We start from the raw sequence: 15,915 nt of genomic DNA on the forward strand, positions 1-15,915 counted from the left end.
ATGGATTGTAACCCAGCCATTAACGACATTAACGTAGTTTTCCCTGCGCCGTTAGGGCCGAGTAAACCAATGGAGGTGCCTTGGGGGAGGTGTAGGTTTATATTGCACAATGCTCGTGTTTGAGTGTTGGGGTATTGATAGGAAATGCTTTTAATTTTTAACATTATTTAATTAACTTCAGTAAATATACAAAATGCCTTAAATTTATCTAACAATAAACTGCTATATTCTAAATTAGATAGTAAGAAAACAATTAAAAACATAATTACTACAAATAAAAGTAGTCCATAAAAACAAACTAAAGTTTTACTAAAAGCTATCTTTAATTGCGAATCTACACAATAACCCTCTGTATTCATTGAGAACGTAATATCAGAATTATTTTTTGAAATAACATCATCATACAATTTTCTAAACAATCTCTCTTGGCGTAAAAAGAAAGCATCTAAATACCAAAATAACAATATTGGAATTAAAGCAATAAATAGAAACTTATAGTTTTCCACAGATAATGCGAATAATGCAGAAACTAACGTTACAGCCCATCCCTTAATCATAAAAGAATTAGTTCCCGTACGATTAATTACACCTTGAATCATTTCTAAATAGGCTATTTTATTTTCGTCTGTCATACTACTCTCTTACTAATCTATATAGATTATCTAAATTCCTAACTTTATCTAGAACACGAGTACTGCTATTTTTCCACTTAACTAAAATATCCGAAGTTAGAGTAGTTAAGCCAGACATATTTGCTGGATATTTTATTCTTAAATTCTCTAACGACTCGGAGAATTCGATTGAATCACAGGTTGGTATATTTCTTTTAAAACGTTCAGGAATATTCTCTTGAAGTTTAGCAACTAACGATAATTCAGAATATATCCATGGAGATTCAGTTTCTCCATCAGAGCTAAAATACTCAGATGGGGTAAATGAATTTTGTGTTTCAACAAACATAAATACTTCACATTTATCAATCATATTCATTAATGCTGTTGATAGCATCATATGAACGTGACTCGTTGAACGATTTCTCTTTTGATAGTCATATGTATTACCGTTTAGGCTTTTACAGTACTTGTTATCAATTTTTTTCAATAACTCATCTGAATATCCCCAAACTGCTGAATCAATAAATGAATTAAGTCCAAAATGTGTTTTAAGCCATCCAGCCAACCCTAACACATACTCCTCATCTTTATGTGAGTGAGAAATAAATATATCGGCATTTATAGATGGAAACCAATAGTTTACAATATCGTCTGCCTGTAAAGAACCATCAGGATTTGTAAATTCTGTTAAATCACTTTCTACTGATTCTTTAATGTTATTAAATTGAGAGCAACCAATACTAACTAAATATTCCCAACTAGTGGAAACATTTTCTTCAATATATGTTAATTCATTTAGATCTATTTTAAATTTCTTATACATTAAAACTCCTACATTGTAAGTAATTTCCATAATTGCTTTTCATTATCCGCAATCCCTCGCAAAAATGCACCAATCTCATCATACCCCTCTGCATTTGGCTTGCGACATTGTTTCACACAAAGGGTTGCAAATTCTCGCCATTGGTCGCCGATTTCAGTCATTTGCTCGGAAGCTTGCTTGAATTTGGGTTCGTTGCAAATTTCAGCCGCTTGTTCGAGAAAATAAGCATAAAGATAACGAAAACCTGCTCCGCCTGTGCCGATTTCTTCCTGCATTCGCACGATATGTCCGAGGTACAAGCGGTTGTATTTCTCACCTTTTTTACCATTTGCCAATTTTTCGATAGATTTCGCCACCGTGCGAATCCCTTTTACGCCAACAAAAAACAGTGGGGCAAGCATTTGTTTGGCTTGTTTACGGATTGCCTTGCGGACTAAAGTCGATAGGTCAATTTGAGAAAAATCAGGCGTTTGTTCAAAATAATACATCAGCCCTTTTGCCGCCAATGCCCCTTTGGCAAAACGGGCTTTTTGCAAATCTTGAACCGCACAGCGTTGCACTGTTTCAAATACCGGATCGCTGATTAAATATTCCTCTTGCTCTTTGCCATACACCAATAAATTATGGGCGTTAAAATGGAAACGCATTTCGGGTGGAAAATAAGGCAGCCAAAAAACCGACGTCTGCAAGCCGACTAATTTGCCGTTTTGCAACGCTTGATCTAACGCCTGTTTCCCTGCCATTTCATTAGAAAATTTCTGCATTTTCAACCGCACTTTCAGCATTTTCGACACATTTTTAATAATGTGCTTCGGTGGAATACGGTAAGAAATCAATGGCATTCCGCTGACTTTGATAATCGGCAGATAAACAAACGTCAAAGCAGATGCCAAACCAAAGACCATCGCCTCGTTCAGCTCCGCCCCGTGCGATTTTAATAACGTTGACATCACCCCGCTTTCGCAATGGGCGGTGTGTTGGTGGGTAAAGTTATTCATTTGTAAAATTTTCTAAAAATATCACTGCTTATTTCTTTAATTTTAAGAGCTGCTTTATATAAATTTCGCCCTCTTTTTCTTTTTCTAAACGGCGTTGTTGATTAAATTTATCATATTCCAACAAGGCTTTTTTATCAGCTTGTTCTTTGCTAATAGAACCCTGATTTTTCAACACATTTCGGTCGTTAAAAGCTAGAAAGCTATCCAACTTTTCTTCCCAATCCTTTAAGAAAAATTGTTTTTTACGGCTGGCTTGATCTTCAGCAAAATCCAACCACATTGATACAATCCGATTTAACGCCGTAATTTCTCGTTCATTCAAATAGTTTTTCGCCACAGTAACATCTTTTCTGACAACATCTGAACCACGAAAATTGGTTAATCCCATATTCGGCAATTCTGCATTAGCTCGTTGGAAAATCAGTTCCGCAGCTGTTTTATCCGTGCAGGCAAAATGGAGTTTATTCTGTATTTTTTGGAAAAACTGCGTAGTTTCTTTAAAACTAGGCTGATAATCTGCCGCTAGGGTAAAAATCTCTCTCACACGCAAATACATTCGGCGTTCACTCGCCCGAATATCCCGAATTTTATCCAATAACAGATCGAAATAATCATCCGCTTGATTTGTACCAATTGGCGGATTTTTTAACCGTACTTCATCTAACACAAAGCCTTTCTGGATATATTCACTTAATGTTCGGGTTGCCCACTGACGAAACTGAGTGCCACGAGTGGAGCGTACACGGTAGCCAATCGCTAAAATCATAGGTAATGAATAAATCTGAGTGTTGTAATTCTTACCATCAGCAGCAGTTGTCAACTGAAAGTTGACAACTGAATTTTCGCTTAACTCATTTTCTGCCAAAATTGCTTTAATATGCTTGCTAATATTTTGCTTAGTTGTTTGATAGAGTTCTGCAATTTCCAACTGACTGAGCCATAATTGTTCACCTAATTCACGGAGAGTGAATTGGGATAAGCCGTCTTCGGTGGTGTAAATGATAATATTGTTATATTTTGACATCGTTATTTCTTTGCAGGATATAAATCTATTAATAAACTAACTAGCACTCATACTTAATTGCACCAATCTTGAATAAAAAATCTTCTCCTACAAGCATAGGATGATAGCTAACTCCTCCTGTAAGTTCTTCTGGATGTAGAATAATTGTTTTCCCATACATATTTTTCTTACCTATTACTTTTCCATAAGTCGTAGGAAATGTGAAATCTAAAATTTCCATCGAGGGTAACGTTAGCCAAGTATGTATTTTTACGGAATTGTTTGATACTTCCGTTTTTAGTAAAGATTCTAATGAGTCTTCTGACTGATAAAACATTTTATTATTACCGACTTGAATATATCCAATAGTGTAATAAAGCGGACAATCAAATAATTTCTTCAATTTTTCTTTAAATTCGAAATGAATTTTAATACATTGAGCTACTATTTGGTCAAGTGTAAATTGAGGCAACTCACCCTGACAGAAATCTATTAATTTTTTCTCATTATCACTATTTTTTAACAATCTAGCTTCTGTATAAAAAACTGGGTGCCCTATATCAAGGGAAAGCCTTTTAGTTCTTTCTACTGCTTTTTCGAACTCAATTTTATAATCATTCATAAAATCTTCCCTATGCAATTTATCTAATGCTAGTTTGAATGCCTCTGCATACTTTTTCAAATTTCTCTCACTCAACTTCCCAAAAACCTCAGGTCTAAAATGCCGTTTGATTTGCCATTGCCAGAAACCGGTGGCTTGGGCGAGGGTTTGGAGATCGTAGCGGTTTTTATACATTAGGTAGTAAATAACCGATTTTTCGCCGTTTTTGACCGCTTGTAGTGCCTGTTCGGTCAGTTGATTAAGTTCGTCCACCGCCTGTTCGGTGGCAAATTCTTCCGCTTGCCAGCCTGTGCTAGTACCTGCTTCAAATTTTCCGTTGCGGGTGGCGTAAATCACTTTCCGTTGCCCTTGGAAAATTTTGCTGTCGTCTTGGGGAATGTCATCAATTTCCATTGATAACCTCCAACAACATAAAACAACTTGAAAATCGTCCGCTCTCTGGCACATAGCAAATCACTTTTTGCCCCGATTTCAGATCGAACGTGCGGCTAAATTCTTCCAAAATAATGTAAATCGATGCTGAACCTGTATTGCCGCAATAGGTCAGATTGGTAAACCATTTTTCCTGCGGAATTTCAAAATTAATATTGCGTAAACCGTCTAACAAGCGATCGCGGAAGAAACCTGATGAATAGTGCGGTAAGAAATAGTCAATATTTTCTGCTTGCAAATTATATTTTGAAATCAACCGCTTAAGTGCATTTTCGACGGTGCAACGCACAATATTTTCGTTGAGTAATTTCACATCCTGTTTAATTGCCATAAAACTTTGTGCGTCACGTTCCGCTTGCGAAACGGATTTCCAGCTCACAAATTTGCCGTCTTGCACATCACCACCTGCGTACATACACACAGGCATTTCATTGGCAAAGGAAACCAATTCAATCCAGTCGATTTTAAAACTTAACCCTTTTTCATTCGGTTGATTGGAAAGTGCCACTGCACCAGCACCATCCGATAACATCCAACGCAAGAAATCTTTTTCAAAACCGATTTCTGGTCTCGCATTTTCAAGTAATTTACTGTCTGCTTCTGCCTTGAAATTTTCGCTACGCATAATCGCTGATGCACATTCAGACGCCACCGCTACCGCACATTGATGATCCCCAGTACGAACTGCATTGAAGGCGTGTTTCATTGCCGCCATTCCAGCCGCACATACACCCGACATCGACATCACTTCCATCGGTGGGGCATTTTCAAGCAAGCCGTGTACCATCACGCCTTGTCCCGGTAAAATTTGGTCTGGGTAAGACGTACCTACCGCAAGACTGGTAAACGCATTTGCAGAAATTCCTAAGTTTTTGACCGCTTGCACCGCAAGTTCAGTGCTAGTGTGTGTCGCTTGACGAGTTTTCGGAGCAATCGCATAATAACGTTGCTGAATACCATTAGAACGTAGGATCATTTTACGCACTCGAGACGGTGTTTCGCCCACCATACCAAGTACAGTCTCCATTTCATCGTTTGAAACGGGAGCATTAGGTAAGAAAGCAGAAATTTTATTAATATAGACGTTTTGCATTAGCTATTTTCCCGTCTCATTCGTTCGTGTAATTTTTCGATCTGTGATAAATCACTATCTTTTGATAACACTTGCAAGTTTTCTAGTTTCGCTGTTGCATAATGAAACATATCAAATTTACGTTTTTCTAAATTTTTAGGTACATTATCTCTTTTCGATTCATACTCATCAAAGCGATATAAATCTCGTGCAAGATCGGCAATTTCATCTCGAATATCTAAAGATTTAAATTGTTTTAGAATATGTTCTAATTGGGCTAATTTAGTTTTATCTTGCCATTTTACTCCTCTCAATACTTCATAACGAATTAATGGCGTTAATACAAAACGGTTATTTTCATCTTCTAGTTTTTGCTCAAAATCAATAAGCACTTCTCGCTTTTTTGTCTCGTCTGCATTAGGATCAACAAGATAAACTAAATAATTGGTATCTAATAAATAATCTGCCATTATTTATTCTCCATATTTGCTAATTCTTGCTGAACTAATTGTAATAAGGCTTTTTTAGCTTCCTGTTGCTTATCTTCATTTAGTCGTAACCGTTTTAATTCATTTAAATTCACATCAAAAGCATCATGCAATAAATCAATAAAAGATACATTGCTTGGATAATCAATCAACTTGCCATAAACAACACCATCACTTTTATCCCGTTCTAAACGATAGGCTTCACCGTGTTCTAATTGACTGATTACTAAAGATGAATGCGTTGTAATAAAAAATGTCGTATTTGGAAATAGTTTCTTCAACAACGGAATAATTTTTACTTGCCACTGATTATGTAAATGGCTTTCTATTTCATCAATAAGCACAACACCACGCACATTGGCAATCTGTGTTTCATTAGTAAAATAACTATATCCTGCGATAATGGATTGAAGAATTTTTAAGATTGATGAAAAACCACTAGATAGCTCGGACAATTCTCGTTTTTGATTTTCGATCCGAATAAAAACTTCATTTGAGCCAGAAGTTTTTAAATATAGGGGATCTATTCTTTCATCTATCTTATTCAATAAATCTAACAAGGTTTTTAATTCAATTTCTCGATTATCTTCTTCTGCTTGATAAGGGTTGGCAGATTGAGCTCTCTGAACAATCCATTCTTCAATATCTACATCCATATTAAGATTTCTAATTCTCTCTGGATTTCCATTAAAACATTCCAATAGATACTGTATGTATTTATCTTTTCGATCTGATTTGTTTCCTAATTCTGAAATTCTATTTCGTTCATAAATAGGTTTAGATTGTAATTCACCACGGTGTTGTGCAGATAAATAAACAACAGGAAAATTATGCATTAACAAAGTTATATTATGATTATTATTTGCTGGGGAATAGCCTTCTCCATATTTATTTATATCTAACGAAAAGTCATTTTTGTTAAATTTCTTAAAAGGTACATACTTAGTTTGAATATAGCTATGCTGCTGTCTTATAATAGAATTACTAGATAATAATAAAACACTAAACCAACTCTCTAAGAATTTCGTTTTCCCTACACCATTTTCCCCAATTAACGTATAAACTCGTTGTTCTGGTAGAAAATCTAATTCCATTGTTCCTACGCCTCTCACTTGCTCAAAGCGTATTTTTCCTGATAATAACTCTTTCATAATATTTCCTTCTTATTCTCCACTCGGCTCGGCAAAATAGCGTTTTTGTTCATTTAATTTTTTCTGTATCAGTGGTTTTAATAGACGTTTTATCACCGCTGAAATCGGGACAACCGTTAAAATCATAGCCACTAAGAAAACAATATAGAAGTATAATACGATTTTGCGAAAACTCGGTGAAATTTGACCGCACTTTATCAGCAATTTTCCCCAAATATGGAAGCTTCTTGCCCCGACTTTTTCGCTCATCATGAGTTTTTCGTCAATTTTTACTGCACCCATATTTTGGAAAAGGGTTTTATCAAGCGGTTGATTTTCTGTTATTTTTTGTAAAAGCACGGTTCCGAAGCGTTGCATATCTTTTATTTCACTTTCGGCAATACCCGCACTCGGCAACCAAGCAACTGCTTTTTTCTTCCCTGTAAGCATCCACATTGGTGTGGTGATAAAACTTGCCCAGTCGTTAGATTGATCCACTTTTACTACATTCGCAATCAAATTTGCACCACAATCCGCCAATAAGGATTTCATTTTTTCTTGTGCCTGCAGCCACATATTACGGCAGCCGATCAGGGTAATGACCGGAGTATTTTTTAAATGTCTTTGAGCTTGTTCCGATTGTAAAAAAGCAGTTATCGGCTGACTTGGCGAAAGAAACCAAACTGTGTAGGCGACAATCACGAGATCGTATTTTTTTTGTTGGAGTTCGGGGGAATGAATGGGGGCAGGTTGCAAATGCACCGTTTCGGGAAATTGATTAAAAAAGGAAATAAATTTCCAAGGGAAAGGATAAGGTTCGCATGGTTTAATGATGTGATGTTCTATATAAATATCATTGCTTTGTAACGGTTTAAGAAAATGTTCAACAAGACGGGAAAGTTGTCCTGTTTGTGAATAGGAAATGACAAGGATATTTTGAGATTCTTTTGGCATAGGCATGGTCATATCAAATTCAAAAATAGATTCAATTTAATTCTTGATGTTTAAACTTCAATAAGTCCCGACGCTCTTTTTTATTCGGGCGGCGGTCGGGGTGGGGCATTGAGAGGGCGTTATTTTTTCTTGCCCATGCCGTTTCTTCTCGTTTTTTCACACTTTGATCCGTTTCACGATAAAGCAACTGTGCTTCGGGTGCGCCACGTCGCTGGCTGCTTAATGCCAGTATTTCCACTTCTTTTTCTTCATTTCCTTGGCGTAATTTTAAGATTGCACCGATTTCTACGATTTTGCTCACTTTTGCACGTTGTCCGTTGTAATGTACCTTGCCTCCTTCAATCATTGCTTTGGCAATACTACGGGTTTTATAGAAACGGGCTGCCCATAACCATTTATCGAGGCGAACGTCTTTTTCTTCCATTTACGATCTCTCTTTGCTTAATTTGTGATACAGTTTGTGTCCATGGTATCACAAAATAAGGGAAAACCTATGATGTCGGATGATCAAACGTCGTTGCCGAAAATTTTATCTACACGCACAATAGCAAAATCCCGTTTATTTGAAATTCAGGCGGTTGATTTAGAATTTAGCAACGGTGAAAAGCGAACCTATGAACGTTTTAAACCCGGTTTAAATCAGGCGGTGATGATTGTGCCGATTGATGGAAATGATCTTTTACTGATTAGAGAATACGCTGTGGGTACGGAACATTACGAGCTTGGTTTTCCAAAAGGTGGCGTAGATATGGGAGAAACCCCACAAGAGGCGGCAAATCGTGAGCTAAAAGAGGAAATTGGCTTGGGGGCAAAACAGTTTCATTTTTTGCGGACGGTCATCACCAGTCCAAGTTATATGCGTAATCCAATGCATATTTTTATTGCGCAGGATTTCTACCCCTGTAAGCTTGAAGGAGACGAACCCGAACCGTTGGAATTGGTTCGTTTTCCGCTTGCTGAATTAGATGAATTGATTGGCGATCCTAATTTTAATGAAGCCCGAAATTTGACCGCACTTTATGCGTTGAGAGATTATTTGAATAGTCTGGGATGATGGAGTATTAATCATTTTCTAATAAATGACCTATTTATTAAATATTTTTTAATTTAATTAAAGAAATATTAAAATAATTCTTGAACTTTTTTATGTTTCTTGGGAAAGTGAACGTCTTTTTACTTAACCTAGGAAAAATTATGCCTCATTCAAATTTAAAAGAACTCACGTTTCGTGGGATGATTCTCGGGGCGTTAATTACAGTGATTTTCACTGCGTCTAACGTCTATTTGGGGTTAAAGGTCGGGATGACTTTTGCCTCTTCTATTCCTGCCGCTGTTATTTCTATGGCGGTGTTAAAATTCTTTAAAGATTCTACTATCTTGGAAAATAACATGGTTCAAACCCAGGCTTCCGCAGCCGGTACCTTATCTTCCGTTATTTTCGTTTTACCGGGTTTGTTAATGATGGGATACTGGAATGATTTTCCATTTTGGCAAACTATGTTGATTTGTGCCTCCGGCGGGACATTGGGGGTCTTGTTTACTATTCCATTACGTCGTGCGATGGTCGTGAATAGTGATTTACCTTATCCGGAGGGTGTAGCCGCTGCCGAAATTTTAAAGGCGGGGAATCATGACAAAGATAATTCCGGTGCAAAAGACATTGCGTATGGCGGGGTATTAGCGGGAGTAGTGGCATTTTTAACAAACGGCTTGCGTGTGATGGCGGATGGGGCGAGTGCATGGATTCAAACCGGTAAAGCCGCTTTCCAATTGCCAATGGGATTCTCTCTTGCGTTGTTAGGTGCCGGCTATTTAATCGGTATCGTAGGCGGTATCGCAATATTAGTCGGATTGGTTCTAACTTGGGGTGTTGCCGTTCCATTCTTTACCATGTCCGGTGATATGCCGACAGATATGGGCTTAATCGATTTTGCGATGAGTACATGGAAAACCAAAGTTCGTTTTATTGGTGTTGGCACTATCGGTATTGCCGCAATCTGGACATTATTGGTTTTAATGAAACCTATGGTAGAAGGCATGGTGCATTCGTTCCGTATGTTGAAAGGAGGTCAATCCGAATCGGATCATCGCATTGATATCGATCTCTCACCAAAAACTATGATTTATATCCTTATTGCAACCGTTGTATTGATCGTGATTTCATTACATCACTTTATTGCGGCTTCACCTATTTCTCCGGAGCTTTCTATTTTATTAGTTGTGGTTTGTACTTTCTTAGCGGTATTTATTGGCTTTTTTGTGGCGGCCGCTTCCGGGTACATGGCGGGGTTAGTGGGATCGTCATCCAGTCCGATTTCCGGTATCGGGATTATTTCGGTGATTGTGATTTCCCTTGTATTGGTTTCTATCGGTAATGCTGCGGGTTTATTTGAAACTACAGATGGTCAGCAATTTTTAACCGCACTTACGCTGTTTACGGCGTCTATTGTTTTAACCACCGCAACGATTTCTAACGATAACTTACAAGATTTAAAAACCGGTCTATTGGTTGAAGCAACGCCATGGCGTCAGCAAGTGGCATTGATTATCGGCTGTTTTGTCGGTGCGCTGGTGATTGCACCGGTATTGGAAATTTTATATCACGCTTATGGTTTCAGCGGCGCATTGCCACGTCCGGATATGGATCCGACCCAAGCACTTTCCGCACCGCAAGCCACGATTATGACAACCATCTCACAAGGTATTTTTACTAATCAATTAGAATGGACATACATTTTAACCGGTGTAGGTTTAGGTGCGGTGTTAATTATTATTGATGCCTTCTTAAAAAAAGTGAGTAATAAAGCCTTTGCATTACCGGTATTAGCGGTGGGGATGGGGATTTATTTACCGCCGTCTATTAATACACCGGTTGTAGTTGGTGCTTTCTTAGCTTGGTTTATTAACCGCCATATTACAAAATATGCGGCACGCACCGGCGATAAACAAATTTTGGCTAAAGCCGAACGTTTTGGTACGCTTTTCTCAGCTGGATTGATTGTGGGGGAAAGTCTAATGGGAGTTATTCTTGCATTTATTATTGCGGCTTCTGTTACATCTGGTGGTTCGGAAGCACCACTGGCACTTAACCTTGAAAATTGGGGCGGCATTAGTGAGATACTCGGCTTAACCGTATTTATCCTAGGGATCATCATTTTTGCTTCTCGCGTATTACGTGCGAAAAAATCTGATTAATCCCTAAAATTCCTTTAAAATAGGCTATCTTTCCCGATAGCCTATTTTTTATGAAATCTTATCTTAAAGCATTAATCTTATTTCCTCTCATTTCACAGGGATTAGCGATTGTGCTGCTTTGGCTTTGGGATCGACATGTCAATCCTTTTAAGATTTACGCCATGGTTACTTTTATTTTCATCACGATTCCCGCTTTTCTGATTAGCCTCATTACCGCCAAATTCCGTTATATACGCTATAACATTGTCGCAATCGTGTTGTGTTCCGCATTAGTGGGCTTTTTTTATCCTACCATCCTCATATTTTGTTTCTCTGACAGACTAGATATTGCGTTTATACCAGGATTGGTGTTTATGTGCCTTATCACATTTTTCGCTTTACTTATGCTGCCATCGCTTTTGCCAAAAACCAAATCATCATAAGAAATTGTAGGGAGATTTTATGAAACGTTATCGCAAAGCATTAATTTTGTTTCCGCTGATTTTGCAAGGGTTAGCCACTGCATTATTTTGGTTTTTGGATTGGGATCTTGATGTAATCATACCTTTTAGCCACTACCTTTTCATTGCTTTTATCCTAGCAACCATCCCCGCTTTTCTGATTGCTTTGGTCGCCACTAAATATCGCTATGTACGCTATAATATCCTATCGATTGTGCTATGTTCATCATTGATCGGTTTTTTCTATTTTTATTTCATTGCTTATTTATTGGTCGTAATAAAAGAACCGGATATATCAATCTGGACATGGTTAATTAAAGATGGGCTAGTGCTGGGATTATTAAATATGTGCGGTATGGTGTTTTATTCTCTCTTTGTCTTGCCATTTTTATTACCCAAAACAAAATCGTGATGAAAAATATTGTCGGGAGGTTTTATGTTGCCGCTTAATGAACACTTACTCAATCAAGTTTTACCGATTGCCTACCAAGCCGGTGATCATCTAAAACGTTTTTACCAACAGCATATTGATGTACAAATTAAACAGGATAATACGCCAGTAACTGAAGCTGATCTTTTTGTTAGCCAATTTTTAATAGAAAAACTGACCGCACTTTTCCCTCAAATACCGGTACTTTCTGAAGAAAATTGTGATATTCCTTTTGAGGAACGCAAAACTTGGAAAGAATATTGGCTCATCGATCCGCTCGATGGTACACAACAATTTATTAATCGCACCGATCAATTTTCCGTTTTAATCACTCTAGTCCGTAACAATAAACCCGTGTTAAGCGTTATTCACGCCCCGATATTATCCCTTACTTATTATGCGATGGAAGATTTTGGTGCCTTTAAAAAACAAGGCGGACAAGTAAAAAAATTGGCTAAAAATACCATAGATGTTAACTGCACTTCCTGTTCCCCAACATTACGCATTGCGGTGGGGGCAACTATGTCACAGCAAAAAGTGCGGTCAATTTTACCGAAAGATTTTCCTTGTGAATTTGTTGTGATGGGTTCTAGCAGTTTAAAAAGCGGTTTGGTGGCGGAAGGCATGGTAGATTGCTATGTTCGCCTTGGGCAAACCGGAGAATGGGATACGGCAGGGGCAGACGTTTTATTGGGGGAAACGAACGGAAAAATTTTTGACCCGCAATTTGCACCGCTAACGTACAACCAACGCGAAACATTGATTAATCCGGATTTTGTGATGGTGGCAGATAAATCTATAAATTGGAAATTTATCTTTCGATTTAATTGATTGGTTAGATGGGTAATTTTCGTTAGAATAGTCTGTCATTTCACTCAGTATTTTTATAAGGATAATTATGCAAACTGAGAACTGCTGTATCGTAATTTTTGGCGCATCCGGTGATTTAACCCACCGAAAACTCATTCCGGCACTTTATAATCTCTTCAAAATTGGAAGATTAGGAGGCAACTTCTCTGTGCTTGGTGTTGCGCGTTCGGAACTTAATGATGAAACTTTCCGCATGAAAATGCGTGAAGCCTTAATCAATAATGAAGATACCACACCTGAAACCCTTGATGAATTTTGTCATCATCTTTATTACCAAGCCGTGAATACGGCGGATGCCGCAGACTATGGCAAATTAGTGCCTCGTTTGGACGAATTACACGATAAATATCAAACCTGTGGCAACACACTCTATTATATGTCCACTCCGCCAAGCCTTTATGGTGTTATTACCGAATGTTTGGCGGCACATGGCTTAAATACGGAGGAATACGGTTGGAAGCGTATTATCGTAGAAAAGCCCTTTGGCTATGATGAAAAAACGGCGCAAGTGCTGGATGTACAAATTCACCGTTTCTTTGAAGAACAGCAAATCTACCGTATCGACCATTATCTTGGTAAAGAAACCGTGCAAAACTTGCTCGTATTGCGTTTTTCTAATGGCTGGTTTGAACCGCTTTGGAATCGTAATTTTATTGATTATGTTGAAATCACCGGTGCCGAATCCATTGGCGTTGAAGAGCGTGGCGGCTATTATGACGGCTCCGGTGCAATGCGGGATATGTTCCAAAATCACTTATTGCAAGTGCTTGCAATGGTGGCAATGGAACCACCGGCAATCATTAATGCGGACTCAATGCGTGATGAAGTGGCAAAAGTTATGCACTGTTTACGTCCTCTCACACAAGAAGATGTGGAGCATAATTTAGTGCTTGGTCAATATACCGCCGGTGAAGTGAAAGGCAACATAGTGAAAGGGTATTTGGAAGAAAAAGGCGTACCGGCAGATTCACACACAGATACTTATATGGCACTGCGTTGTGAAATCGAAAATTGGCGTTGGGCTGGCGTACCTTTCTATGTGCGTACGGGGAAACGCTTACCTACTCGCGTGACAGAAATTGTGATTCATTTTAAAACCACACCACATCCGGTATTCAGCCAAAATGCCCCGGAAAATAAACTCATCATCCGTATTCAACCGGATGAAGGCATTTCAATGCGTTTTGGGTTGAAAAAACCGGGAGCCGGCTTTGAAGCCAAAGAAGTGTCAATGGATTTCCGCTATGCGGATCTTGCCGGTGCACAAGTTTTGACGGCCTATGAACGTTTATTGCTGGACGCGATGAAAGGTGATGCAACGCTATTCGCTCGTACGGATGCGGTTCATGCCGCATGGAAATTTGTTCAACCTATCTTAGATTATAAAGCTAACGGTGGGAGAATTCATGAGTACGAAGCCGGTACTTGGGGGCCTGTCGCTGCGGATAAACTTATTGCCAGACAGGGCAAAGTATGGCGTAAACCGAGCGGTTTGATGAAGAAAAAGGTATAAAAATGAACACCATAATTTTTGATACGGCACAACAAGCAGTTGAAAAAATTGCGCAAGAATTAAAAACATATAGTGAACAACAACGCCCGATTCATATTTCGTTATCGGGCGGAAGTACGCCAAAATTATTGTTTAAGACCTTAGCACAGCCCCCTTACAATACAGAAATTCATTGGCAAAACCTACATTTTTGGTGGGGGGATGAACGAATGGTTGCGGCACAAGATCCCGAAAGTAATTATGGCGAGGTGCAAAAGCTTTTGTTCGATCATATTCAAATTCCTGCTGAAAACATTCATCGAATTCGTGGCGAAAATGAACCGCAGGTTGAACTGAAGCGTTTCCAAGAAGAACTAAGTGCGGTCATTTCTGACGATGTTTTTGATTGGATTATTTTAGGCATGGGGACGGATGGACACACGGCTTCGTTATTCCCGTATCAGACGAATTTTGATGATGAAAACCTTGCGGTGATTGCAAAACACCCTGACAGCGGGCAGATCCGTATTTCTAAAACGGCAAAATTAATTGTGCGGGCAAAACGCATTACTTATCTTGTTACGGGAGAAAGCAAGGCGAAAATCCTAAAAGAAATCCAAACCGTACCGGCTGAATATTTACCTTATCCGGCAGCGAAAATTAAAGCCCAAAACGGCATAACGGAGTGGTACTTGGATAAAGCAGCGGCAGAGTTGTTATAGTGGAAATTATGGCCCATATTTTGACCGCACTTGTGGCACTCGAACATTTTTATATTCTTTATTTAGAAATGTTTGCTGTTGAAGGAAAAACAGCCAAATGCATTTTTAGTTTAACGGACGAATTTATCGCCCAACAGAAAGTGAAGGCGATGTTTGCTAATCAAGGGGTGTACAACGGTTTTCTGGCTGCTGGGATTATTTTCGGTTATGTCATTCAGCAAATTTCAGTGATTTATTTCTTTTTAACTTGCGTGATTATTGCTGCGACTTTTGGAGCGATGCAACGAAGAATAAAGGGATTTTGGTGAAACAGGGATTGCCGGCGGTGTTGGTATTGGTGTGTGAGATAATATTACACATCTTATAGATGTTTTTAGGAATAATAAAATGGATGAATCAACAATAAGAATAATAACAGCTATTATTGGTTCAGTAGCGACAATTATAGCAACAATAGTTTCAATATTTGCATATAAAAATAATTCATATAATAAAAGGGCTGTTCAAGATCTTGAGCTGACTTATAAATATTTTTCTAAGGAAAATATTAAAAAGACAGAATTAGAGCATGAATTTTTAAAGGACATGGCTTGTAGCTCTGTTTCTTATTTTAAAGGGAAAAAATTTGAT

General features: G+C 38.2%; 20 protein-coding genes. 9 read left to right on the plus strand and 11 right to left on the minus strand.

Annotation, left to right across the window (positions count from 1 at the left end):
* The 11 genes from BKL51_RS10660 to hslR form a co-directional block, all read right to left on the minus strand.
* A partial coding sequence (locus BKL51_RS10660) for an ATP-binding cassette domain-containing protein (protein ID WP_143530607.1) occupies positions 1–164 on the minus strand: 164 nt, incomplete at its 3' end.
* 3 nt (positions 165–167) lie between these two features.
* Positions 168–632 carry a hypothetical protein gene (locus BKL51_RS10665; protein ID WP_198930127.1) on the minus strand — a complete coding sequence of 155 codons (465 nt, stop codon included), beginning with the start codon at positions 630–632 and terminating at the stop codon, positions 168–170.
* 1 nt (position 633) lies between these two features.
* Positions 634–1,437, minus strand: coding sequence for a toll/interleukin-1 receptor domain-containing protein (locus tag BKL51_RS10670; protein ID WP_143530609.1), 804 nt, complete (start codon positions 1,435–1,437; stop codon positions 634–636).
* An 8-nt stretch (positions 1,438–1,445) separates the two neighbouring features.
* Positions 1,446–2,435 carry a BtrH N-terminal domain-containing protein gene (locus BKL51_RS10675; RefSeq protein ID WP_077466656.1) on the minus strand — a complete coding sequence of 330 codons (990 nt, stop codon included), beginning with the start codon at positions 2,433–2,435 and terminating at the stop codon, positions 1,446–1,448.
* A gap of 28 nt (positions 2,436–2,463) precedes the next feature.
* Positions 2,464–3,459, minus strand: coding sequence for a virulence RhuM family protein (locus BKL51_RS10680; protein ID WP_077466657.1), 996 nt, complete (start codon positions 3,457–3,459; stop codon positions 2,464–2,466).
* A gap of 40 nt (positions 3,460–3,499) precedes the next feature.
* Positions 3,500–4,453 (minus strand): hypothetical protein, encoded by a 954-nt coding sequence (locus BKL51_RS12155; protein ID WP_233127124.1) that lies wholly within the window; start codon positions 4,451–4,453, stop codon positions 3,500–3,502.
* On the minus strand, positions 4,443–5,585 hold the full coding sequence (locus tag BKL51_RS10690) for a beta-ketoacyl-ACP synthase III (protein ID WP_077466658.1): 1,143 nt from the start codon (positions 5,583–5,585) through the stop codon (positions 4,443–4,445). Before BKL51_RS10690 ends, BKL51_RS12155 begins: the two co-directional genes overlap by 11 nt.
* Positions 5,585–6,034: a type II toxin-antitoxin system VapC family toxin gene (locus BKL51_RS10695; RefSeq protein ID WP_077466659.1), complete on the minus strand. Its 450-nt coding sequence runs from the start codon at positions 6,032–6,034 to the stop codon at positions 5,585–5,587. Before BKL51_RS10695 ends, BKL51_RS10690 begins: the two co-directional genes overlap by 1 nt.
* Complete coding sequence (locus BKL51_RS10700; RefSeq protein ID WP_077466660.1) at positions 6,034–7,203, minus strand: AAA family ATPase; 1,170 nt, start codon at positions 7,201–7,203, stop codon at positions 6,034–6,036. Before BKL51_RS10700 ends, BKL51_RS10695 begins: the two co-directional genes overlap by 1 nt.
* Positions 7,204–7,215: 12 nt before the next feature.
* Positions 7,216–8,136, minus strand: coding sequence for a hypothetical protein (locus BKL51_RS10705; RefSeq protein ID WP_077466669.1), 921 nt, complete (start codon positions 8,134–8,136; stop codon positions 7,216–7,218).
* Between the two features lie 31 nt (positions 8,137–8,167).
* Positions 8,168–8,560 carry a ribosome-associated heat shock protein Hsp15 gene (hslR, locus tag BKL51_RS10710; RefSeq protein WP_077466661.1) on the minus strand — a complete coding sequence of 131 codons (393 nt, stop codon included), beginning with the start codon at positions 8,558–8,560 and terminating at the stop codon, positions 8,168–8,170.
* A 72-nt stretch (positions 8,561–8,632) separates the two neighbouring features.
* Here hslR and nudE point away from each other — a divergent pair, with 72 nt between their 5' ends.
* The 9 genes from nudE to BKL51_RS10755 form a co-directional block, all read left to right on the plus strand.
* On the plus strand, positions 8,633–9,190 hold the full coding sequence (nudE, locus tag BKL51_RS10715) for an ADP compounds hydrolase NudE (protein WP_369801916.1): 558 nt from the start codon (positions 8,633–8,635) through the stop codon (positions 9,188–9,190).
* A gap of 140 nt (positions 9,191–9,330) precedes the next feature.
* Positions 9,331–11,331, plus strand: a complete 2,001-nt coding sequence (locus BKL51_RS10720; protein WP_077466663.1) for an OPT family oligopeptide transporter — start codon at positions 9,331–9,333, stop codon at positions 11,329–11,331.
* Positions 11,332–11,381: 50 nt separating this feature from the next.
* Complete coding sequence (locus tag BKL51_RS10725) at positions 11,382–11,753, plus strand: hypothetical protein (RefSeq protein ID WP_077466664.1); 372 nt, start codon at positions 11,382–11,384, stop codon at positions 11,751–11,753.
* Positions 11,754–11,772: 19 nt separating this feature from the next.
* Positions 11,773–12,183, plus strand: a complete 411-nt coding sequence (locus BKL51_RS10730) for a hypothetical protein (RefSeq protein ID WP_077466665.1) — start codon at positions 11,773–11,775, stop codon at positions 12,181–12,183.
* A 24-nt stretch (positions 12,184–12,207) separates the two neighbouring features.
* Positions 12,208–13,032 carry a 3'(2'),5'-bisphosphate nucleotidase CysQ gene (gene cysQ / locus BKL51_RS10735; RefSeq protein ID WP_077466666.1) on the plus strand — a complete coding sequence of 275 codons (825 nt, stop codon included), beginning with the start codon at positions 12,208–12,210 and terminating at the stop codon, positions 13,030–13,032.
* A 67-nt stretch (positions 13,033–13,099) separates the two neighbouring features.
* Positions 13,100–14,584, plus strand: a complete 1,485-nt coding sequence (zwf, locus tag BKL51_RS10740) for a glucose-6-phosphate dehydrogenase (RefSeq protein ID WP_077466667.1) — start codon at positions 13,100–13,102, stop codon at positions 14,582–14,584.
* A 2-nt stretch (positions 14,585–14,586) separates the two neighbouring features.
* On the plus strand, positions 14,587–15,285 hold the full coding sequence (gene pgl, locus BKL51_RS10745; RefSeq protein WP_077466668.1) for a 6-phosphogluconolactonase: 699 nt from the start codon (positions 14,587–14,589) through the stop codon (positions 15,283–15,285).
* Positions 15,286–15,293: 8 nt separating this feature from the next.
* The gene (locus BKL51_RS10750) at positions 15,294–15,593 is read left to right on the plus strand and encodes a DUF1304 domain-containing protein (RefSeq protein ID WP_233127125.1); all 300 of its coding nucleotides are present in this window, start codon (positions 15,294–15,296) and stop codon (positions 15,591–15,593) included.
* A 79-nt stretch (positions 15,594–15,672) separates the two neighbouring features.
* A partial coding sequence (locus BKL51_RS10755) for a hypothetical protein (protein ID WP_143530610.1) occupies positions 15,673–15,915 on the plus strand: 243 nt, incomplete at its 3' end.

The organism is Rodentibacter sp. Ppn85, from assembly GCF_001999335.1.
Lineage (GTDB): Bacteria > Pseudomonadota > Gammaproteobacteria > Enterobacterales > Pasteurellaceae > Rodentibacter.